This is a genomic window from Pseudomonas sp. CCC3.1 (assembly GCF_034347405.1).
Lineage (GTDB): Bacteria > Pseudomonadota > Gammaproteobacteria > Pseudomonadales > Pseudomonadaceae > Aquipseudomonas.
In genome coordinates this window covers 3281904-3304226 of sequence record NZ_CP133778.1, presented here as the reverse complement: position 1 = coordinate 3304226, position 22323 = coordinate 3281904, and the positions used below count along the sequence as shown (strand labels likewise).

The following is a 22323-nucleotide window of genomic DNA, read 5'->3' as shown; positions in this document are numbered from 1 at the left end:
CATCCCGTAGGCAATGAGATTAGCCGGGTGCAGGCAAACTCGAAAGCGGCTATAAGGGGTTTTACTGTCAACCCGAGCGGGACAATGAACCCTTACGAAGACATGCGAATTTTCTGTCAGGTCATGGACTCTGGCAGTTTTACCGCTGCTGCCGAGCAGTTGGGGCTGTCCAAACAGTTCGTCAGCCGTCGATTGATGCAGCTTGAACAACGGCTGGGTGTGCGCTTGCTCAATCGCTCGACCCGGCGACTGGATGTCACGCCGTTGGGCCAGACCTATTACGAATCGGCGTTGCGCCTGCTCAGTGAAGTCGAACACATGGAGCAGGGGATTGCCGGGCAAACCAGCGAGTTGCGCGGCATCATTCGTTTGAGTGCGCCGCTGTCGTTTGCAATCACTCATTTGGGTGAGTTGCTGCCCGAATTTTTGCAAATCAACCGCCTTGTCACCGTGGAAGTCGACCTCAGCGACCGCGCAGTCGACTTGCTCAGCGAGGGCTACGACCTGGCATTGCGCATTGGGGTTCTGGAAGACTCGACCCTGATTGCTCGCCGCCTCAGCCGTATCGCTCGGGTCTATTGTGCGAGCCCTGCGTACCTGGCGGAACGCGGCACCCCCCTGACGCCCGAAGCGCTGCACAGCCATGACTGCTTGCCCTACGGCCACGGGCGTCAGGTGCAATGGCGTTTTGTGGTGCAGGGCAAAGCGGTGTTGATCAATGTCACGGGCCGGATGCGCGTCAACAACGGTGAGTTGCTCAAGGATGCGGCGATTGCCGGAATGGGGATCACCTACCTGCCGACGTTTATCGTGCAGGGTGCTTTGCAGGCTGGGCAACTGGTGCCGGTGCTGGAGGACTTTTGCCCCGAGCCGCTGCAACTGTCGGCGGTGTATCCGCAGCATCGCCAGGGGGCACGGCCCGTGCAGGCGTTGATCGAGTTTTTGCGTGAGCGCCTGCAACTGCGTTGAGGTGCGGCCCCCAGGTGCTGAAAACGACGACTACGGGGGAGAACGGTTGAGATGGGCAAGGAATGTGTGAAGTTAGGTAAAAATCAGCGATGGCCGCAGGAGGCTCCGGTATAAGACCGCACAATCGATGGATACCCCATTGTTGTTAAATTGAGAGCGCTGTAATGAAGTTGAATCACGTCGTAAAAGCCGCCGTTGTTGCGGTTCTCTTGACCTCTTTGTCGGGCTGCTGGCTGTTTATGCCGCCGGGCGGTGGCGGCGGTGGTGGCCATGGTGGCGGTGGCGGTGGCGGTGGTTTTGGCCAGGGTGGTGGCGGCGGTCAGGGCGGCCAGCGCTAAATGACAGCCAGTAACCACGCGCTTAGATAGAGCCCCAGACCAAAGGTCAGGTGTGTGACCAGGCTTCTTTGCCGGGCCACACCTGGTTTTGCCGTGCGTGAAGCCGCAACGCCCATACCCCAGGCAGGCTGCATGATCAGCCACGGGGCGGCGATGCTGAACAGTCCCGTTAACACGGCGGGCATCAGCGTGGGTGCGTTCAACCAGTCACTGCCCACGGTTACGACGAGCAGCGCGGCGAAGACAATCCCCGTCAGGTAATGAAACAGCCAGCCCACCAGTCGTTCATGCCGGGTAGGGGCGGCGGCTGCAATAGCGGGATGACGAATCTGCCCGTCGAGCATATGCCCCAACCAGCGCCCTACGAGTCGGTAATCCAGTGACGGCTGCGCAAAAAAACGCTTTTTGATCAGCGCCACTGCATCCATAAACAGGGTTGCGCCGACACCCACTCCCAGTACGCTAACCATCCATCCGATGCTATTCATCTCAAATACCCCTTGCCTGACGCGTTGTCTGATTGCTTGAATTGAGCAGTGTCAACGTTCAAGTCGACTTGAGGTCAAGCATGAAAGAGCTGGGGATTGGCGAGGTCGCAAGGCGTTCAGGGGTGGCGGCCTCGACCTTGCGCTACTACGAAGAAAAAGGACTGATTCGGTCGGTGGGACGCCGTGGCTTGAGCCGGGTATTTAACGCGGACGTTCTGGAAAAGCTGGCGTTGATTACGCTCGCCCAATCGCTGACGTTTTCTCTGGAAGATATTGCGCAGATGATCGCGCAGGGGCAGACGGCCCTTGATCGCCAGCGTCTGTCAGACAAGGCTGACGAGCTGGACCGCACGATTGCAAGGCTCAGCCTGGCCCGTGATGAGCTTCGCCGGGCAGCGGTCTGCCCTGCGGCAAGCCATGTGGAATGCCCAAGTTTTCAGCGTTTGCTCAAAGAAGCGTCCCGCGAAGACAGGCCACACACACACTCTGCATTACAGCGCAAAGAGGCCGGGCCTAATGATTGAGGCAGCAAACAGCCGGCGCGTGGTGAAATCTCGATAAGGGTGCTTTACTCCATCCACAAATGAACCCATTCGCCCGTTATAGGGATTCATAACGATGGACAACCCGCCTGCTGATAGTCCACCCACAGAACCTCGATCGCGAGCTGAAAAGATTGTTGAGTTTCGCCGGCAAAAAACCTTACTTAAAACCGGTGCGCTGCAAGACGCCATCTTCAATAGCGCTTATTTCTCCAGCATTGCGACCGACGAAAAAGGCGTGATTCAAATCTTTAACGTCGGCGCCGAACGCATGCTCGGTTATCAAGCTGAAGACGTGGTCAATCTGATTACCCCTGCTGATATCTCTGATCCTCAGGAGCTGATTATCCGCGCTGCGGCCCTTAGCCTTGAGCTCGATACACCGATCACTCCAGGGTTTGAAGCCCTGGTGTTCAAGGCCTCCAGGGGCATCGAAGACATTTATGAGCTGACCTACATCCGCAAGGACGGCAGCCGCCTGTCTGCCATGGTTTCAGTGACCGCGCTGCGTGACAGCGCCGAGACCATCATTGGTTATTTACTGATCGGCACCGACAACACCGCGCGCAAGCAGGAGGAAGCGACTCAAGCCTTGCTCGACCAGCGTCTGCGCGATCAACAGTTCTATACCCGCTCACTGATCGAATCGAACATCGATGCGCTAATGATGACCGACCCCCAAGGCATCATTTCCGACGTTAACAAACAGATGATGGCGTTGACCGGGCGCACCCGCGACGAATTGATTGGCGCACCGTGCAAAAACTTTTTCACGGACCCGGCCCGCGCCGAGGCGGCGATTAAACGGGTGCTGAGCGAAAACAAAGTCAGCGACTACGAACTGACGGTGCGGGCCTACAACGGCACCGAGACGGTGGTTTCCTATAACGCTGCGACCTTTCATGACCGCGATCGCAAACTGCAAGGCGTGTTCGCTGCCGCCCGTGATGTCACTGAGCGCAAGCGTTTTGAACGCACCCTCGAAGAAAAGAACATCGAACTGGAGCATGCCAGTCACATGAAGTCCGAGTTCCTGGCCACCATGTCCCACGAATTGCGTACGCCGCTGAACGCGGTGATCGGTTTTTCCGAGGCGCTCAGGGATGGAATGGTCGGTGATATGAGCGACACCCAGCGCGAATACATTGGCGACATTTTCAACAGTGGCCAGCACTTGCTGTCGCTGATCAATGACATTCTCGACCTGTCCAAAGTCGAGGCCGGAATGATGGAACTGGAGCTGGAACCCGTTCCCTTGCAAAGCCTGCTGAGCAATAGCTTGTTGATCGTGCGCGAGAAAGCTGCGTTGCAGCGGATTCAGTTAAAGCTCGAAGTCGAAACCGATTTCGGTGAGTTCGAACTGGATCTGCGCAAGACCAAGCAAATCGTCTACAACCTGTTGGCCAATGCCGTGAAATTCAGCGCCCCCGGTGGCCTGGTGACCTTGGCTGTACGCCAGGTTGCCAGTCATCAAGTGGGTCTTTTTGAGGGGGATTGGCCCACGTATGGCTTTGACATTCCAGACAGCGAATACGCACAGTTTTTGGAGCTGAGTGTCAGCGACAAAGGTATTGGCATCGCTCAGAGCAGCATGGACAAGCTATTTAAGGCGTTCACCCAAATCGACAGTAGCCTGGCGCGCAAATTTGAAGGCTCGGGGCTTGGACTGGCGCTGGTCAAGCAACTGACCGAGTTGCACGGTGGCAGTGTCGCGGTGGCCAGCCATGAGGGCTTGGGTGCGCGTTTTGTGGTGTGGTTGCCGATTCGGCGTTTGACGCAGGCGCAGGCATAGTGGCCACTATTCTGGTTGTTGAAGACAACGCCGCCAATATGCGTCTGACCTGCTTGTTGCTAGCCAATGCAGGCCACAGTGTGTTGCGCGCCACGGATGCAGAAACCGGCCTGACTCTGGCCCGCGAGTGCCAACCTGAATTGATATTGATGGACATCCAGCTACCTGGCATGGACGGCCTTACGGCGACCTTGCAGCTTAAACAGGATGCCCGTACAGCGGCTATTCCGGTCATTGCACTGACCGCGATGGCCATGAAAGACGACGAAGAAAAAACCCGTCTGGCTGGCTGCAATGCTTACATCATCAAACCCTTGCGCTACAAAGAGTTGTACCGGGTGATCGATACGCTGCTGGCCCATTCATAATTCAACAGCCTCTTATTTGAGGGCTTTTCATGTCTACCACGCCCGCCACACTGTTAATTGTCGACGACGATGTCAGTGTCCGAAAACTGCTGGAAGTGTTGTTACAGAATCAGGGTTATCTGACGCAGACCGCCAACTCAGGCGAAGCCGCTTTGGAGATGGTCGCGAAACAACCGCCCGATTTGATCCTGCTTGACGTCATGATGCCGGGCATGGACGGCTATGAAGTGGCACGTCAGTTGAAAGCGAATAGTTCGACCGCGAACATCCCGATCATCATGCTGTCGACCCTGGGGGAACAGAGTGCGCGGATTCTGGGGCTTGAAGCGGGCGCCGAAGACTTCCTCAGCAAACCCGTGATCAGTGCCGAGTTGTGGCTGCGGGTGCGCAACCTGCTGCGGCTCAAGGCCTTTGGCGATTATCAGATCGTCCATACCTTGATGCTCGAACAGCAACTGCAAAAGCGCACCATCGACGTCGAAAGGTTTCGCTCCGCCATGGGCTCTGATGAACGCCTGATGAAAATGGCCAACTACGACCCATTGACCGGCTTGCCCAATCGCAACCTGTTCTACACCACGTTGCAAATGGGCCTGACCCAAGCTGCGCTCAGAGGTTGGCAACTGGCTGTGTGCACGGTTGATCTCAACGACTTCAAAAGCATCAACGACAGCTGGGGGCATCTGGTGGGTGACCAGGTGCTGGCCGAGTTCAGCCAGCGCTTGTCCAACTGCCTTAACGTCAGCGACACCTTGGGGCGCATGGATGGTGATGAGCTGGCCTTGATCCTGATGATTCGCAAAGGCCAGTCAGGGCCCCGGCAAATGGTTGAGCGCATCCGTGAAGTCCTGCGCGAGCCGTTCAGGATCCAGGACCATGAAGTGACAATGACCGCCAGCCTCGGCATTGCCCTTTACCCTGATGACGGTGCCGACGCGCATCGCCTGATCAAACAGGCCAGCACCGCGATGAACCGCGCCAAACAAGCGGGCAGAGACACCTATCGGTTTTACACCGCGCAAATGAACGTCGAAGTCCAGGCGCGTCAAGAACTGGAAATTGCCTTGCGCGAGGCGGTTAAAAAGGAGGCATTCGAACTGTACTACCAGCCCAAGATCGGCCTGAGCGACGGTCAGATTTGCGGGGTTGAAGCCTTGTTGCGCTGGCACCGGCCGGGTTTGCCTTCGGTGTCGCCAGCCGTCTTCGTGCCGATTCTTGAGGGGTTGGGGCTGATATCCCGGGTGGGGCAGTGGGTCACTGCCAGCGTCTGCAAGCAAATTGCTCATTGGCAGCAATCAGGCCTGGAGCCCGTGCAGGTAGCGGTCAACGTGTCGGCGCACCAGATAACCGATGGCGATCTGGTGGACGATATCCAGCGCTCGCTCAAAGAGCATCAAGTCGAGCCGCAATGGCTTGAACTTGAACTGACGGAAAGCTCATTGATGGTGAACACCCCCGACACCATCGCCAGCTTGCTGGCGTTACGCGACATCGGTCTTAAAATCTCCATCGACGACTTTGGTACGGGCTATTCGAGCCTTGCGTACCTGAGCCGTTTTCCGATTGATAAATTGAAAATCGACATCGCCTTCATACGTGAAGTCACCCACAACCCCCAGGATGCGGCGATTGCCCGAACCATCATCGAACTGGCCCACAGCCTCAACTTGCAGGTCATTGCAGAAGGCGTAGAAACCAGCGAACAGCTGGCATTCTTGACCGACAACGGCTGTGACCAGGTCCAGGGCTACCTTTTTTGCCGGCCGCTACCGACCCATGAACTGGAAGCCTTGTTGCGCGAGCCGAGGTGTTTTACCTGAGGAGCCCCTGCATGCACTGCCTTAACTGTAGGAGCGAGCTTGCCTCGCGATCTTTTAAAAGATCAAAAGATCGCGAGGCAAGCTCGCTCCTACGCAGGGGTCTTAATGCGCAAACTCCTGCAAGGCATCCACCACCGCTTCATGGAAGTACGCTTTGGACGGTCGATCAAACAGGATGTGAAAACGCGGGTGCGCCGCGCTGCCCGAGTTGATGACGATGACGTTGATCCGCGCTGCTGAGGTTTGGGCCACGGCACCGATGCCAAAGGCTTGGGCGCTGAGGTCCACCCCGCACAGTTTGGCCATGACCTGGCTCAGGCGCTCGCCACTGAGCTCAAAGCAGGCGTGGCTGTCCTGGCGTGGCAGCAGGTAGTTGGCCTGGTGGTCCATTTCCCAGCGCGCTTCTTCGTCGGCGATGCGTTCGCCCAGGTCGTTGCCTCCGAGCAGTAGGTATTCGGTGTGCGACAGCCGCGCCACGAGGCTGCCATCGGCTTGGATAACCGCGCGGTTGGGGCTGTCGGGCAGCACGAAGTCGCGCCCGCGCAGGTAGTCGGCGCTGTCGGCGCCGCGAAAACCGACCCGGGGCAGGTCGGTCAGGTCGGTGAGGGTGCAGCCGCTCAAAGGCACTTGTCTCAGGCTGGTCATGGGTCAAAGCTCCTGGCGCTGGTTTTCGGGGTCAAAGAAGGGCAGGGGTACGATGTCGGCATGCACGATCACGCCGCCTTCAACGCGGATCGGAATGCGCTGCCCCGGCGTGCTCTGGTCGATGCTGGCGTACGCCAGGCCGATGATTTTGCCAAGGCTTGCCGAGTATTCGCACGAGGTGACGCTGCCGCTGATGTCCGGGCCGTTGAGCACCAGGTGCCCTTCAAGCGGTTGTGCGCTGCCTTTTGGCAGGCTGAAACCCACCAGTTTGCGTTTCAGCGGCTGGGCTTCGAGGATGTCGACCGAGCGCCGACCGACGAAGAACGGTTTATTGCGACTGACTGCCCAGCCCATGTCGATTTCGGCCGGGTGGGTCATGCCGTCGGTGTCCTGACTGATGATGACGTGGCCTTTTTCCAAGCGCAGCAAACGCTGGGTTTCGACGCCGAACGGGCGGATGTCGAAGGCCTTGCCAGCGTCTATCAATGCATCCCAAAGTGCCAGGCCGTGACGGGCCGGGACGTGGATTTCATAGCCCAGTTCGCCAACAAAACCGACCCGCAGCAAGCGCGCCTTGATCCCGGCCACCGTGCCTTGGCGCACGCCCAGGTAAGGAAATGCGCTGGCGCTTAAATCCAGGTCAGTGCACAGCTGTTCCAGCACGTTGCGTGAGTCGGGCCCGGCTACGTTGACGGCGCAAATCGCGGCGGTGACGTTGGTGATGTCGACGTCGAGGCGCCATTGCGCGTTCCACTTGAGCATTTGCTGGTAGATGCGGTCCACGCCGCTGGTGGTGGCGGTGACGTAGAAGTGTTGTTCGGCAAAGCGTGCGCACACGCCGTCATCGATGACTACCCCGTGTTCGTTGGTCATCAAGGCATAGCGCGAGCGGCCGACCGGCTGTTTGAGGAAGGCGAAGGTGTACATCCGGTTCAGCAGTTCTGCGGCGTCCGGGCCGCGTACATCGAGGCCGCCCAAGGTCGACACGTCGATGATGCCGACCTTGTTGCGCACGTGCAGGGCTTCGGCCTGCATGCACGGCTCGCGGTCTTTGGCCGAGCCGTAGTAGGCCGGGCGTTGCCAGATGCCGGCAGGCATCATTTTGGCTCCGGCTTGCAGGTGACGGGCGTGCATGGGGGTTTGTCGATACGGGTCAAAGGCCCGCCCGGCCACATGCGCCAGCTTCTCCGCGACAAACGGCGGCCGCGCGGTGGTGACCCCGGTTTCACTGATATTGCGCTGCGTGGCCCACGCCACCAGCCGTGCGGTGGGCAGCGCCGAGTGGCGGCCCTGGGACGGGCCCATGCCCACGGTCGAGTAGCGCTTGACCAGTTGCACGTCGCGGTAGCCGATGCGGGTGGCGTTGACGATGTCGGCCACTTGCAGGTCTTCGTCGAAATCAACGAAGTCTTTGCCCTTGGGGTGCGGAAAAATCGGCCAGTTAAAGTTGACGGGTGTTTCGGCGTTGAAACGCGTCGGTTGCTCCTCGACCACCAAGCCAAGTGCACGTGCTGCACCCGCCCCGGCATTGGCGCCGTCGGCCAGAACATTGTCGAGTTGATGACGACCGTTGACCGAACCCGCGACTTGCAGGCTGTGCGGCAGGCCGCTGAGGGTGAATTCGGCGCGTTTATCGTCATATGCCAGTTTGCCGCCTGCCTGACACAGCAATTGATAGACCGGCATATAACCTGCGGACATGCACAGCACGTCACAGTCCAGACGTTTGCCGGTGTCGGCCACCCGGCCTTGGGCGAGGATGGTGCGCACCTCAACTCCGGTCACATGGCGCATGCCTTTTTCGTGCAGGGCTTCGTAGACAGTGCTGTTGTTCAGGCACTTGATCTGCCGTTGCAGCACGGCTTCGCGCAACGCCAGGTTGCCCGGCGCGGCGCGCAGGTCGATCAGCGCGGCGACTTCGACTCCTTGATCATGCAAATCGAGGGCAGCCAGGTAACCGTCGTCATTGCCGGTCAGCACCACCGCACGTTTGCCGGGTTTGACCGCATACAGCTTCATCAAGCGTTGCGCGGCGCTGGTCAGCATCACGCCCGGCAGGTCGTTGTTGCGAAAGATCACCGGCTGGTCGAAAGACCCGCTGCACACCAGGCATTGGCGGGCGCGCACTTTGTACAGACGCTTGCCCTGAATCACCGGCAGGTAGTTGTCGGTAAACCAGGCGTTGCAGGTGGCGCTGCTCAACACCTGAATGTTGGGGTGCTGTTCCACTGCTGTCACTAAAGCATGGCGCATGGCGTCGGCTTGAAGGCCTGCCACGTCGAAGCGGGCATAGGTCAGCGAGCCGCCGAGCACCGGCTGTTGCTCGATCAGCAGCACGTTGGCCCCGGCATTGGCGGCGGTCAGGGCCGCTTGCAAACCGGCAGGCCCGGCGCCGATCACTGCCAGATCGGTGAACAGATACGCCTTGTCGTAATACTCGGGCTTGAAGCTCAGGTCGAGCACGCCGAGACCGGCCTTTTTGCGAATCAGCGGCTCCCAGATCTTCCACATGCCCTTGGGCTTGTAGAACGAGCGGTAGTAAAACCCCACCGGCATGAATTTCGAGCACGTGCCCAGCCAGGCATCGCGGTCGTTGTCCAGTGAACCGCTGACGTTTTGCGCGCTGACTTGCAAGCCCGAGGTCAAAGGCTGCGCATCGGCCAGCACGTTGGGCTCTTGCGGCAGTTGCACCAGGCTGTTGGCATCTTGCCCGGCCATGGTCAGCGGACCGCGTGGGCGATGGTATTTAAACGAGCGGGAGATCAGGAAGCGACCGTTGGCCAGCAGCGCGCTGGCGATGCTGTCGCCTTGCAAGCCTTGATAGCGCTCGCCGTCGAAGCTGAAATCCAGCGGCTGATTGCGGTCGATCAGCAGACCCATTGGGGCGGGGAGGCGGTTCATCCTGCAATCTCCTTGGCGGCGGTGCTGAACTCGACACGGCGGGTAAACAGTTCTTTGGGGTCGAAGGTGCGCAGCACTTCATCGCTGACGGTGTGTCGCTCGGCCACAAACCAGTAGCTGGACGGGGTGTGCATCCACCACTCGCGCACCACCCCAGCGAGGTTTTCGCTGTTGAACACGTAGTCGGCCCATTCACTGTCGCTGCAGGTGACGGGGTCGGGCATGACCTTGAACTCGCCGCCGTAGGTGAACTCGCTGATATTGCGGGGCCCGTTGAGCGGGCACATCATGATTTTCATTGCGTGCTCCGGGTCAGTGGCTGGCCGCTGTGGCGCCCATTTCGTTGACTTGCTGGAAGGTTGAAAAGCGCTCCAGGGCGAACGGTTTGATCAACTCGGGGACCTTGCCGCCGCTGGCCACCAGTTCGGCCATGGTTTTGCCGCAGATCGGGGTGGCTTTGAAACCCCACGTGCCCCAGCCCGCGTCGAGGTAGTAATTCTTCACCGGCGACAGGCCCATGATCGGGCTGTAGTCGGGGGTCATGTCGGTGATCCCGGCCCATTGGCGCATCAGTTTGGCGTTGGCCAGAAACGGGAACATTTCGATGGCGTGGGCCAGCAGGCTTTCTTTCAAGTCCAGGGTGGAGCGGCTGTTGAACAGCGGGTAAGGGTCGGAGCCGCCCCCAAACACCACCTCGCCACGGCTGGTCTGCTGCACGTAGCAGTGCAGGGCCGACGAACTCACCAGCGGGTCGAGAAACGGTTTGAACGGCTGCGTCACCATCGCCTGCAACGGGAAGGTCTGAATCGGCGAACGGATTCCGGCCTTGGCCATGAGCAGCGAACTGTGCCCGGCAATCGCTTGCACCGCGCAGCCGCATTGAATCGTCCCGCGATTGGTTTTCACGGCCGTGATCGCGCCGTTTTCGATCACCAGGTCCTGGACCTCGGTGAGCTGATGAATTTCCACCCCGCGCTTGGCTGCCTGCTTGGCATAGCCCCAGGCCACGGCGTCGTGGCGGGCGGTGGCGCCGTCGATGTGCCACAGCCCTGCGAGCACCGGCAAATGGCCGGGGTCAAGGTTGAGGCTGGGCACCAGTTCGCGGATTTGCTGGCGGTCGATCATTTCGCTACGGCCACCGAAGTGCTTGTTGACCTCGGCCCGTTGGCGGAACGAGCGCACGGTGGCATCGGTATGGGCCAGGGTCAGCTGACCGCGCTGCGAATACATGATGTTGAAATCGAATTCGTTGGACAGCGACTGATACATCCGCACTGATTCGGCGTAGAACTTCACGCCTTCGCTGGTCAGGTAGTTGGAACGAATCACAGCCGTATTGCGCGCTGTATTGCCGCCCCCCAGATACGACTTTTCCAGTACCGCGATATTGGTAATGCCGTGGTACTTGGCCAGGTAATAAGCGGTGGCCAGCCCATGGCCGCCCGCTCCGATGATCACCACGTCATAACGGGCCTTGAGCTCTTTGGGCGGCGGCAGGTCGACCTCCACCGGGTACTCCGAACTCAGTCCGTATTTCAATAGATTGAATGGCATACGGCCTCCGGCAGGCTGCGTTGCGCCTGGTGTTGGTTAAGGGCAGCGGTCACGGTGTTTTTCATCAGGAAAGCGATGGTCATCGGCCCCACACCACCGGGCACCGGGGTGATGGCGGCGACTCGGGTCAGGGCGCTGTCCATGTCGACGTCACCGACCAGACGGCTGCGGCCGTTGTCATCGATGCGATTGATGCCGACGTCGATCACCACGGCGCCGGGCTTGAGCCAGCGGGCGTCGATCAGGCGCGGGCGGCCCACCGCGGCGATCACAATATCGGCCTGACGGCACAGCGCTTGCGGGTCGGGGCTGCGCGAATGGAGGACGGTCACCGAGCAGTCGGCTTGCAGCAGCAGCGCGGCCATCGGCTTGCCGACGATGTTCGAACGGCCGATGACCACCGCATGCTTGCCGCGCAGGTCGCCGCAGGTTTGCTTGAGCAAATACAGGCAGCCGCTGGGCGTGCAGGGCGCCAGCACGGCGCGGCCCTGGCTCAGGCCGCCGACGTTTTCACTGTGAAAACCGTCGACATCCTTGTCCGGGCTGATGGCTTGCAGCGCGCGCAATTCGTCAATATGCGCCGGTAACGGCAGTTGCAGCAGCACGCCATGCACGGCGCGATCGGCATTCAGACTGGCAATCAGCTCGAGCAGGTGTTCGGTGCGGGTGTCGCTCGGCAGGCGATGCTCCAGCGAGCGGATGCCGACCTCTTCGGCGCGCAGCACCTTGTTGCGCACATACACCTGGCTGGCCGGGTCGCTGCCCACCAGAATCACCGCCAGAGCGGGCTCAATAGCCTGCTCATGCAGGCTGGCCACGGCCTCGCGCACGTGCAGCAGCACCTGCGCGGCGGCGGCTTTGCCGTCAATCAAAAGGGGCGTGCTCACCGGAAAATCACCGTTCTGTCCTGGTTGAGAAACACCCGGTGCTCCAGGTGGTACTTGACCGCTTTGGACAGGGCCACGGTTTCGGTATCGCGCCCAATCGCCACCAGGTCATCCGGCAAGTGAGCGTGGTCGACGCGTTGCACTTCCTGCTCGATGATCGGGCCCTCGTCGAGGTCGCTGGTGACGTAATGCGCGGTGGCGCCTATCAGCTTCACCCCACGCTGATAGGCCTGGTGATAAGGCTTGGCTCCCTTGAAACCGGGCAAAAACGAGTGATGAATATTGATCGCCCGACCTGACAGCTGCTTGCACAAGTCGTCGGAGAGGATTTGCATGTAACGCGCCAACACCACCAACTCAGTGCCGGTGTCGTCGACGATCTTCATCAACTCGGCTTCCTGGCGGGCTTTGCTGTCTTTGGTGACGGGCAGGTAAATGAAGCGAATGCCTTCGCGTTCGGCCATGGGGCGCAGGTCGAGGTGGTTGGAGACGATGGCGGTGATGGTCATGTCGACCTCACCCTTGTGATAGCGATACAGCAAGTCGCTGAGGCAGTGGTCGTACTTGCTCACCATCAGCAGCACACGCATGGGCTGGCGGGTGTCGTGCAACTCCCAGGTCATGTCGAAAGCGGCGGCAACGTCACTGAAACCATCTTTGATCTGCTGAATGTCACCGGCGTGATCATCGTTGAAGCGAAACACGGCGCGCATGAAAAAACGGCCGCTGAAATCGTCGTCGAATTGCGCCATCTCCCCGATGTAGCAACCGTTGTCCGCCAGGTAAGTGGTCACGGCCGCGACGATGCCAGACACTGCCGGACACGTGATCTTGATGATGAAATGGTTTTTCTCGTGTTGCATGACACGTCCTCGGGAGGGTAGTGGCAGCTCATCGCAGGGCGAAAAAAGACATCCGTACAGCGCGTTCTCGAGGTGGAACGTGTTTTCTTGAGGGGAATAAAATATTCCTGAATGTTGGCTTTATAGGGGAATGCCCGCGCCGAGTCCAGATATTTTGAGAAAGTTTTTTAACTGAGAGGAATTTTATGGGGAGGGTGAAAAACAGTAGTAGCGAGCTTGCCTCGCGATCTTTTGATCTTCAAAAAGATCGCGAGGCAAGCTCGCTCCTACAGGGGGAAATGGGGTTTATTCCTTGTCGTTGCCGTAGTTCATGATCGACAACAAACGGATCGGCACTTGCACCAGTTGCTCGGGCCCGTGGGGAATGTCGCCTTCGAAGGTCAGGCTGTCGCCCGCCTGCATGCGGTACAGCTGGTTGCCGTGGCGGTAGATCAATTCACCTTCCAGCAAGTGTAAAAACTCGGTGCCCGGATGGGCGAAGGTCGGGAATTCTTCGCTGGCGTCATCCATGCTCACCATGTACGCCTCAAAACTCTTCTTCGGCCCGCGGGTGTGGTTAAGCAAGTGGTAGGTGTGGCCTTTCTCGGTGCCTCGGCGCACCACTTCCATGCCTTGATCGGCCTTGACCAGCAGCGCGCTGCCGTCTTGCTGGTCGTACTCGCTGAACAATTTGGACATCGGCAGCCCGAGCACGTCGCACAGACGGCTCAAGGTGTCGAGGCTGGTAGACACCTGGGCGTTTTCGATTTTGCTCAGCATGCCTTGGCTGATGTCGGCAATTTTTGCCACATCGGACAATTTCAAATCCTGGGCCTGGCGCTGGCGCTTTATCTGCATGCCCAGGTATTGCTCAAGCTTGAGCCGTGGAGCGGGTTCGGTTGGCATCGTCATTAAATCCTGCACACTTTCCGTTCAGTAATATTAGTTTCGCACTGAGAAAGTGCAAACAGCGAGTCACAGGCTGGCGGTTCGGTAGCCGTATTCCCACTGGGAAAAGATTTTTCCCATATATACAGCACAAAAGCACGTTCGACGGCGTTTCGATGCTGCACTGGCCAATCTGGCAAGGGCTTTGCATTCCTATTGGGAAACTAACTTTCTTTTTAGGAATAAAAAGAGGTTGGCTCCAACCCACACTGTTTTGCCTTTCGCCAGGAGTGACGAGCAATGTTGCCAGCAGAAACCCAGCGCATCATCGATAAGCACGGGATCAAGTACGTGCTCGCGCAGTTTGTCGATATTCACGGTGCGGCCAAGACCAAGTCGGTACCGATCTGTGGCCTCAAGACCGTGGCCGAAGAAGGTGCGGGTTTCGCCGGTTTTGCCATCAGCGGCATGGGCATGGAGCCGCACGGGGCTGACTTTATGGCCCGTGGCGATTTGTCGACCCTGACGCCGGTGCCGTGGCAACCGGGTTATGGCCGGGTGGTGTGTGTGGGCCATGTCGACGGCAAGCCGCACCCGTACGACAGTCGTTATGTGTTGCAACAACAAGTGCAGCGCCTGGCCGACAAAGGCTGGACGCTCAACACTGGGCTGGAGCCGGAATTCAATCTGATGCGCCGCGACGAACACGGCGCCCTGCAACTGGTCGACCCCAGCGACAACCTCGACAAACCTTGCTACGACTACAAAGGCCTGTCGCGTTCACGGGTGTTTCTGGAAAAACTCACCGAAGCCTTGCAGGCGGTGGATTTCGAGGTCTACCAAATCGACCACGAAGACGCCAACGGCCAATTCGAAATCAACTACACCTACAGCGACGCGCTGACCTCGGCTGACCGCTTTACCTTCTTCCGCATGGCCGCCGGTGAAATTGCCAATGACCTGGGGATGATTTGCTCGTTCATGCCCAAGCCGGACCCGAAACGGGCGGGCAACGGCATGCACTTTCACCTGTCGATCAGCAGCGCCGAAAACAAAAACCTGTTCCACGACGCCAGCGACCCGAGTGGCATGGGCTTGTCGAAAATGGCCTATCACTTTGCTGCCGGTTTGCTCGCCCACGGCCCGGCGCTGTGTGCCTTTGCCGCACCGACCGTCAACTCCTACAAGCGTCTGGTGGTCGGCAATTCACTGTCTGGCGCCACCTGGGCGCCAGCCTTTATCGCCTTCGGTGCCAACAACCGTTCCGCCATGGTCCGCGTGCCGTATGGCCGCCTGGAGTTTCGTCTGCCGGATGCCGGGTGCAACCCGTACCTGGTCAGCGCCGCCATCATCGCGGCCGGGCTGGACGGCATCGACCGCCAGTTGGAAATCGACCATGTCTGCAACGAAAACCTCTACAGCCTGAGCCTTGAGCAGATCGCCGCCCGAGGCATCAAGACCTTGCCGCAATCGCTCAAGGAAGCCTGCGACGCGCTGCAAGCCGACCCGCTGTTCGCCGAAGTGCTCGGGCCGCAAATCGTGGGCGAGTTCATCAAGCTCAAACGCATGGAATGGGTGGAATACAGCCGGCACGTCTCCGACTGGGAGATCAAGCGCTACACCGAATTTTTCTGAATCTGCCTGGCGGCCAAGCCGCTCCCGAACAACGTGAGGATTGCTCTTATGTGTGGAATCGTAGGTCTTTATTTGAAAAACCCGCAGTTGGAATCCCGGCTCGGCCAGCTGTTCGAACCGATGTTGCAGGCCATGACTGATCGTGGCCCGGACAGCGCAGGCTTTGCTATTTATGGCGATGAAGTGGCGGCGGGCTGGGTCAAGCTGACCTTGCAGGCCACCACTGAGGGCTTTGACTGGAAAGCCCTGATGGGCGCGCTGGAAGGGCGTTTGGGCTGCTCGCTGGACGGGTTTCAGAACGCCAGCGCGGCGGTGCTCAAGGTCAATACCGATGAAGCCTCGGTGCGGGCGGCGCTGGCCGAGCTGGCCCCGACCGTGCGCATCATGAGTGCCGGGCAAAGCATCGAGATTCTTAAAGGCATGGGCTTGCCCCAAGAGATTTCCCAACGCTTCGGCCTGTCCGGCATGCAGGGCAGCCACATCATCGGCCACACCCGCATGGCCACTGAAAGCGCAGTGACGATGGAAGGCAGCCACCCGTTCTCTACCGGCGCGGACTTGTGCCTGGTGCACAACGGCTCGTTGTCCAATCACTTCCGCCTGCGTCAGGAACTCAAGCGCGAAGGCATTCATTTTGAAACCGACAACGACACCGAAGTCGCCGCCGGTTACCTGACCTGGCGCCTGCAACAGGGCGACTCGCTCAAAGAAGCGCTGGACCATGCGCTGGAAGACCTGGACGGCTTCTACACCTTTGCCATCGGTACCCGTAACGGTTTTGCGGTAATCCGCGACCCGATTGCCTGCAAACCGGCGATTTTGGCCGAAACCGACGATTACGTGGCCATGGCCTCCGAATATCAGGCGCTGTCGAGCCTGCCGGGCATTGAGAACGCACGGATCTGGGAACCGGCCCCGGCCACTTTGTACATCTGGGAACGCGAGTCAGCTTAAGGAGCGCACACATGAAAACCATCGATCTTTCCACTGCCAGCGTGCGTGACCTCAATCAGGCGTTGCATGACCAGGCGCACAGCGTTACCGATGCCGAGTGGCGGGTCACCCACTCCAATGGCAAACACAACCTCGCGGTGGGCGTGAACCAGGCCGTGTCCATCGATATTCAGGGGCACGCCGGTTACTACTGCGCGGGCATGAACCAGCAGGCCACGATCACCGTGCACGGCAACGTCGGCGTCGGTTGCGCCGAAAACATGATGTCGGGTGTGGTGCGGGTTAAAGGCAGCGCGTCGCAAGCGGCCGGTGCCACCGCCCATGGCGGATTGCTGGTGATTGAAGGCGACGCCGGGGCGCGTTGCGGGATCTCCATGAAAGGCATCGACATCGTGGTCGGCGGCAGCATCGGCCACATGAGCTGCTTCATGGGCCAGGCCGGGCGCTTGGTGGTGTGCGGCGATGCGGGCGATGCGCTGGGCGATTCGCTGTACGAAACCCATATTTACGTGCGTGGCACGGTCGAGTCGCTGGGTTCGGACTGCGTCGAGAAAGAGATGCGCGCCGAGCACCTGCAAGAGCTGCAAGCACTGCTGGATCTGGCCGGTTTCGCGCATCAGGCGGCGGACTTCAAGCGCTATGGCTCGGCCCGTCAGTTGTACAACTTCAAAGTCGATAACGCATCCGCGTACTGATCCGCGCGAGGAGAATCCCCATGAGCGACTCTACTAACCCAACAGCAGCCACGCCGGTATTGCGCGAATCGGCCACGTTCGACCGCCTGACCATTCAGGAAATCCAGCGTGCTGCGGAAACCGGCATCTACGACATTCGCGGCGGCGGCACCAAGCGCAAACTGCCGCATTTCGATGACCTGCTGCTGCTCGGCGCCAGCGTCTCGCGCTACCCGCTGGAAGGCTACCGTGAAAAATGCGGCACCGATGTCATCCTCGGCAATCGCTTCGCGAAAAAGCCGATCCACTTGAAAATCCCGGTGACCATCGCTGGCATGAGTTTCGGTGCCCTGTCGGCCAATGCCAAAGAAGCACTGGGCCGTGGCGCGACCATTGCCGGTACCAGCACCACCACCGGTGACGGCGGTATGACCCCGGAAGAGCGCGGCCAGTCGCAGCATTTGGTGTACCAGTATTTGCCTTCGCGCTACGGCATGAACCCGGATGACTTGCGCAAGGCCGACGCCATCGAAATCGTGCTGGGGCAGGGCGCCAAGCCGGGCGGTGGCGGCATGCTGCTGGGCATGAAAGTGACCGAGCGGGTGGCGGGCATGCGCACGTTGCCGATTGGTGTCGACCAGCGCAGTGCCTGCCGTCACCCGGACTGGACCGGGCCGGATGACCTGGCGATCAAAATTGCCGAACTGCGCGAGATCACCGATTGGGAAAAACCCATCTACGTGAAAATTGGCGCCAGCCGCCCGTACTACGACGTCAAGCTGGCGGTTAAGGCCGGGGCTGATGTGATCGTGCTCGACGGCATGCAAGGCGGCACGGCGGCCACTCAGGAAGTGTTTATTGAGCACGTGGGCATCCCGATTCTGTCGGCTATTCCCCAGGCGGTGCAGGCGTTGCAGGAGATGGGCATGCACCGCAAGGTGCAGTTGATTGTGTCGGGCGGGATTCGCAACGGCGCCGATGTGGCCAAGGCCATGGCGATGGGAGCCGACGCGGTGGCTATCGGCACGGCGGCGTTGATTGCCCTGGGGGACAACCATCCACGGCTGGATGACGAGCTGAAGAAAATCGGTTCGGCAGCAGGTTACTACGACGACTGGCAGAACGGCCGCGACCCGGCCGGGATTACCACCCAAGACCCGGAATTGTCGAAACGTCTGGACCCGATCGAAGGCGGTCGGCGTCTGGCCAACTATCTGCGCGTGATGGTGCTGGAGGCGCAGACCATGGCCCGCGCGTGTGGCAAGTCGCACCTGCACAACCTTGATCCCGAAGACCTGGTTGCCCTGACCGTCGAATCGGCAGCCATGGCCCGCGTGCCATTGGCAGGCACGCACTGGATCCCGGGCTCGGGCTACTGACCTACCCCTAAACCTGTAGGAGCGAGCTTGCCTCGCGATCTTTTGATCTTTTAAAAGATCGCGAGGCAAGCTCGCTCCTGCATTTTGAACGTTCTTTTGCAGGAGCTTTGAACATGGTCAATCGTCTTCTCGGCAAATCCCTACTGTTTTTGTGTGCGGCAACGCTGATGGCGCCGCTGGCTCAGGCCGCCGACGCGCCCACATTAAACACCGGCAGCACGGCCTGGATGATCACTGCGGCGGTGCTGGTGCTGTTTATGTGCTTGCCCGGTCTGGCGTTGTTTTATGGCGGGCTGGTGCGCGCCAAAAACATGCTGTCCCTGTTTACCCAGTGCTTCGGGATTGCCGGTCTGGTGGGCGTGCTCTGGGTGATTTATGGCTACAGCATGGTGGTGGACACCACGGGCATGGTCGAAGGGCAGGTGACCTTCAACAGTTTTGTCGGCGGTCTGGGGCAGGCTTTTTTGAAAGGCATTACGCCCGAGAGCCTGGTCGGCGACATTCCGGAGGGCGTGTACGTGACCTTCCAGATGACCTTCGCCATCATCACCCCGGCGCTGATCGCGGGAGCGTTTGCCGAGCGCATGAAGTTCTCGGCGGCGCTGCTGTTCATGGCGGTGTGGTTCACCCTGGTGTATGCCCCGGTGGCGCATATGGTGTGGGGCGGGCCGGGGGCATTGATGCATAACTGGGGTGTGCTGGACTTTGCCGGTGGTACCGCTGTGCATATCAATGCCGGGGTTGCTGCACTGGCCGCGTGCCTGATTCTGGGCAAGCGCAAAGGCTATGAAAACACCCCGATGCCCGCGCACAACCTGAGCCTGACCATGGTCGGCGCCGCCATGCTGTGGGTCGGCTGGTTCGGTTTCAATATCGGTTCGGGCGGCGGCCTGAATGGCTTGTCCGGAATCGTCATGCTCAACACGCAACTGGGCGCCTGCGCTGGCATTCTGGGCTGGATGTTCACTGAGTGGTTCAAGGTCGGCAAACCCAGCGCCCTGGGTCTGGCCAGTGGTGCGTTGGCCGGTCTGGTGGGCATCACCCCGGCGTGTGCCTATGTCGGAGTCGGCGGTGCGCTGGCGATTGGTTTGCTGTGCGGGGTGTTCTGCTACCTGAGCGTCACCGTGCTCAAGCGTCGCTTCGGGTATGACGACAGCCTGGATGTGTTCGGCTTGCATGGCATCGGCGGGATGATCGGCGCCGTGCTGACCGGGGTGTTCTGTATGCCGTCCTTGGGTGGTCTGGTCGAGGGCGTCACCATGGGCGGGCAAGTGTTGGCGCAGCTCAAGGGTGTACTGCTGACCACAGTCTATTGTTTTGCGGTGAGCTGGGTGATTCTCAAGTTGGTCAACAAGGTGGTGGGCTTGCGCGCCGATGAATCGGTGGAAGAGATGGGCCTGGATATGGCTGAGCATAACGAGCGGGCTTATAACCATTGATGGCAAGCAGGCTGCCAGGTCACTGGCAGCCTGACGCAGGTCCGTACTCAGGCTGCTGCACCCGGTACAGGCTGTTGACTGACTTCGAACTGGCCCACCAGCTTTTGCAGCTTGTTGGCATTAAGCCTCACGCTTTCAGCGCTGCTTTGCAGCACGACCACGGTCTGGCGCATTTCGGTTGAAGACTGATCGACGCTCTTGATGGTTTTGCCGCAGTCCAGGCTGCGGCGATTGAGCTGTTGAATGATCGCAAACATACTTTCTACCGCCTGATGCAATTGCACGTTTTCCGATGAAGCTTCTTCGGAGAGGCGCAGGCTGTTGTCGACGTCTTTAACCCCGTCCTCCATAAAACTCACGGCCTGCCGGGTTTCACTTTGCAGGCCTTCGACCATCTTGCGAATGTCATCGGCGGCGCGCGAGGTGCGCGATGCCAGGCTGCGCACCTCATCAGCAACCACCGCAAAGCCGCGTCCATGCTCGCCTGCGCGAGCAGCTTCAATGGCCGCGTTCAGCGCCAACAGGTTGGTCTGGTGGGTGATGGCGCTGATCAAGCCTGTGATGTTGCCGATTTGCGCCATGCGGCTGTCGAGCAACTGCACGCTGGACGTCGAACGCTCGACCACATCGCGAATCGATTGCGTGCCTTGCTGCACCTTCAAAAACTGTTCGCGGGCGCGGGTGACCACTTCATCCATGGCCTGTTTCATCTGTTCGGCGCTGGCGCTGGCTTGCTGAATTTCACCCAGTTGGTCTTCGACAATAAGCATCATGTGGTGCACGGCGTCAGTGACTTCGACCGAGGTCAGGCTGGCTTCCTGGCTGCGGCCCAGCATCATTTGGTTGGTGGCGCCGACGTGATGGCTGGCCTTGACCACTTGCCCGACCACCGAGTCCAGATGGTCGATAAAACTGTTGATCCAGCGGCCCATGTCGCCGGTTTCATCATTGGCCATTTGGCGGGTGTCCAGACGCTGGCGCAGATTGCCTTCGCCCTCGGCAATGGTCCTGATCACACCGGTCATTTCGCTCAGGCGGGCGGCCAGTCGCTTGGGTCCCAGCAGACCAAAAAACACGGTGGCACCGGCCATGCTTACTACCTCAATGGCATCGATCAAGGTCTGATCCAGGCCACTGTAATGCTGAACCGCAAAGTTGCAGGCAAACAGACCGGCCATGGTCGCGAGGTAGGGCTTCATCAGCCCATAACTCAGCGAGCGGCGGCGGTAGACCTCTTCCAGATCGGCTTCGCACATCATGCCCCAGCGATCTGGCGAGCCGGGCAGTTGGAAGGTGACCCCCTTGCCGACCACCGGGATATGCCGGTAGTCCGAGTAACCGGGGTAGGTCACGAACAGATTGGAGCCGTTGCGAATGGTTTCACGCACGCCGGGGTGCAGTTGTTGGGTGGCTGGGTCGGTGAAGCGCAACTCCAGCTCGGTGTGGCGCTGAATCTGCACGGTTTTCCAGGGCGTGTGCACGCCACTTTTCAGGTTCTCGCCGTGGCTGAAGGTGCCGTCTTCAAAGCGTGAGCGCGACAAGGCCGTGCCCGGTTGGATAGCCGGGTCGAAGCGTGATTGCGCCATAAACAGATAGTTGTCGCCCGACTCGGCATAAATATGCCCGGCCTCGCGCTGAATCAGGTCGCCGAGCACATCGTTGGGCACGCGGGCGCACAGACAGCCCAGGGTTTTGCCATGGGCGTTGAGGGGTTGATAAAACATCAGCGTGACTTCGTCATGGAACTTCGACGACGAAGGACCGATTTGCAGGGTCAGTGGGTCTGCGTAGGGGCCGTGCAGAAACGGCGCTTTCAAGCCTTCGGCTAAAGCCCTAGGGGTGTGCGGCTGGTTTTTGCTGCGTCCGCTCCAGGTCGAGGTGATTACCTGGCCGTGCGGGTCAACCACAAACAATTCCGAAAAGTCTTCGGCTTGCTTGAGCGTGTCGAGCAAGGTGGTCTGATCGAGATGGGCCAAGTCGTTGCCCACATGCTCGGCCAACTCGCTCAAATGCTCCCACTGCTCGCGGGTCCAGTTGTGCAGCAATTGCACGCGGGTCTGCGCAATGGCTTCGAAGGTTTGCTCCAGCACCGGATACGCCGAACGATTGAGCCAGCATGCCCAGCCCATGGCCAGTTTTCCGGTCTTGCCGAACCAGGGCAGCCAACGTTTTTCGTTGGAAGAAAGCTGCATTGAACTGCTTGATAGC

The 22323-nt window shown here is 59.6% G+C and carries 20 protein-coding genes; 11 read left to right on the top strand and 9 right to left on the bottom strand.

All coding sequences use genetic code 11. The annotated features are described in order from the left end of the window. Window positions 1–84 precede the first annotated feature (84 nt). Window positions 85–969, top strand: coding sequence for a LysR family transcriptional regulator (locus RHM56_RS14560; protein WP_322233245.1), 885 nt, complete (start codon window positions 85–87; stop codon window positions 967–969). Window positions 970–1133: 164 nt separating this feature from the next. Continuing rightward, window positions 1134–1307 (top strand): hypothetical protein, encoded by a 174-nt coding sequence (locus RHM56_RS14555; protein WP_322233243.1) that lies wholly within the window; start codon window positions 1134–1136, stop codon window positions 1305–1307. On the opposite strand, the gene RHM56_RS14550 is transcribed toward RHM56_RS14555, so the two are convergent. After that, window positions 1304–1795, bottom strand: a complete 492-nt coding sequence (locus RHM56_RS14550; protein WP_322233241.1) for a DUF2938 domain-containing protein — start codon at window positions 1793–1795, stop codon at window positions 1304–1306. The two genes, RHM56_RS14555 and RHM56_RS14550, sit on opposite strands and share 4 nt — an antisense overlap. Window positions 1796–1875: 80 nt before the next feature. Here RHM56_RS14550 and RHM56_RS14545 point away from each other — a divergent pair, with 80 nt between their 5' ends. The 4 genes from RHM56_RS14545 to RHM56_RS14530 all read left to right on the top strand — a co-directional run bounded on the left by RHM56_RS14545 (window position 1876) and on the right by RHM56_RS14530 (window position 6317). Continuing rightward, entirely contained in the window at window positions 1876–2319 is a 444-nt protein-coding gene (locus tag RHM56_RS14545) for a helix-turn-helix domain-containing protein (RefSeq protein WP_322233239.1), read from the top strand. 94 nt (window positions 2320–2413) lie between these two features. Continuing rightward, window positions 2414–4129 carry a PAS domain-containing sensor histidine kinase gene (locus RHM56_RS14540; protein ID WP_322233237.1) on the top strand — a complete coding sequence of 572 codons (1716 nt, stop codon included), beginning with the start codon at window positions 2414–2416 and terminating at the stop codon, window positions 4127–4129. Beyond that, entirely contained in the window at window positions 4129–4497 is a 369-nt protein-coding gene (locus RHM56_RS14535) for a response regulator (protein ID WP_322233235.1), read from the top strand. Before RHM56_RS14540 ends, RHM56_RS14535 begins: the two co-directional genes overlap by 1 nt. Before the next feature lie 29 nt (window positions 4498–4526). Continuing rightward, the gene (locus RHM56_RS14530) at window positions 4527–6317 is read left to right on the top strand and encodes an EAL domain-containing protein (protein ID WP_322233233.1); all 1791 of its coding nucleotides are present in this window, start codon (window positions 4527–4529) and stop codon (window positions 6315–6317) included. A 102-nt stretch (window positions 6318–6419) separates the two neighbouring features. On the opposite strand, the gene RHM56_RS14525 is transcribed toward RHM56_RS14530, so the two are convergent. The 7 genes from RHM56_RS14525 to RHM56_RS14495 form a co-directional block, all read right to left on the bottom strand. Next, a complete protein-coding gene (locus RHM56_RS14525; RefSeq protein ID WP_322233231.1) occupies window positions 6420–6962 on the bottom strand; it encodes a sarcosine oxidase in 543 nt (180 codons plus the stop codon). Window positions 6963–6965: 3 nt separating this feature from the next. Further along, window positions 6966–9863: a 2Fe-2S iron-sulfur cluster-binding protein gene (locus tag RHM56_RS14520; RefSeq protein ID WP_322233228.1), complete on the bottom strand. Its 2898-nt coding sequence runs from the start codon at window positions 9861–9863 to the stop codon at window positions 6966–6968. Further along, window positions 9860–10162: a sarcosine oxidase subunit delta gene (locus RHM56_RS14515; RefSeq protein ID WP_322233226.1), complete on the bottom strand. Its 303-nt coding sequence runs from the start codon at window positions 10160–10162 to the stop codon at window positions 9860–9862. Before RHM56_RS14515 ends, RHM56_RS14520 begins: the two co-directional genes overlap by 4 nt. 13 nt (window positions 10163–10175) lie before the next feature. Then, complete coding sequence (locus RHM56_RS14510) at window positions 10176–11417, bottom strand: FAD-dependent oxidoreductase (protein ID WP_322233224.1); 1242 nt, start codon at window positions 11415–11417, stop codon at window positions 10176–10178. After that, window positions 11399–12304 carry a bifunctional methylenetetrahydrofolate dehydrogenase/methenyltetrahydrofolate cyclohydrolase FolD gene (folD, locus tag RHM56_RS14505; RefSeq protein WP_322233222.1) on the bottom strand — a complete coding sequence of 302 codons (906 nt, stop codon included), beginning with the start codon at window positions 12302–12304 and terminating at the stop codon, window positions 11399–11401. Before folD ends, RHM56_RS14510 begins: the two co-directional genes overlap by 19 nt. Next, a complete protein-coding gene (gene purU, locus RHM56_RS14500) occupies window positions 12301–13167 on the bottom strand; it encodes a formyltetrahydrofolate deformylase (protein WP_322233220.1) in 867 nt (288 codons plus the stop codon). The genes folD and purU overlap by 4 nt, the downstream gene beginning before the upstream one ends. Before the next feature lie 285 nt (window positions 13168–13452). After that, on the bottom strand, window positions 13453–14052 hold the full coding sequence (locus RHM56_RS14495) for a helix-turn-helix domain-containing protein (RefSeq protein ID WP_048369155.1): 600 nt from the start codon (window positions 14050–14052) through the stop codon (window positions 13453–13455). Window positions 14053–14334: 282 nt separating this feature from the next. Between RHM56_RS14495 and glnT the strand changes: the two genes are divergently transcribed. From glnT to RHM56_RS14470, 5 genes are all read left to right on the top strand, one after another. Next, window positions 14335–15669: a type III glutamate--ammonia ligase gene (gene glnT / locus RHM56_RS14490; protein WP_322233218.1), complete on the top strand. Its 1335-nt coding sequence runs from the start codon at window positions 14335–14337 to the stop codon at window positions 15667–15669. 48 nt (window positions 15670–15717) lie between these two features. Further along, on the top strand, window positions 15718–16623 hold the full coding sequence (locus RHM56_RS14485; protein WP_322233216.1) for a glutamine amidotransferase family protein: 906 nt from the start codon (window positions 15718–15720) through the stop codon (window positions 16621–16623). An 11-nt stretch (window positions 16624–16634) separates the two neighbouring features. After that, window positions 16635–17318, top strand: coding sequence for a protein glxC (locus tag RHM56_RS14480; protein ID WP_322233214.1), 684 nt, complete (start codon window positions 16635–16637; stop codon window positions 17316–17318). A gap of 20 nt (window positions 17319–17338) precedes the next feature. Then, window positions 17339–18676 carry an FMN-binding glutamate synthase family protein gene (locus tag RHM56_RS14475; RefSeq protein ID WP_322233212.1) on the top strand — a complete coding sequence of 446 codons (1338 nt, stop codon included), beginning with the start codon at window positions 17339–17341 and terminating at the stop codon, window positions 18674–18676. 113 nt (window positions 18677–18789) lie between these two features. Further along, the gene (locus RHM56_RS14470; RefSeq protein WP_322233210.1) at window positions 18790–20115 is read left to right on the top strand and encodes an ammonium transporter; all 1326 of its coding nucleotides are present in this window, start codon (window positions 18790–18792) and stop codon (window positions 20113–20115) included. A 47-nt stretch (window positions 20116–20162) separates the two neighbouring features. On the opposite strand, the gene RHM56_RS25965 is transcribed toward RHM56_RS14470, so the two are convergent. Beyond that, window positions 20163–20813, bottom strand: coding sequence for a methyl-accepting chemotaxis protein (locus RHM56_RS25965; protein WP_416194915.1), 651 nt, complete (start codon window positions 20811–20813; stop codon window positions 20163–20165). Window positions 20814–22323 lie beyond the last annotated feature (1510 nt).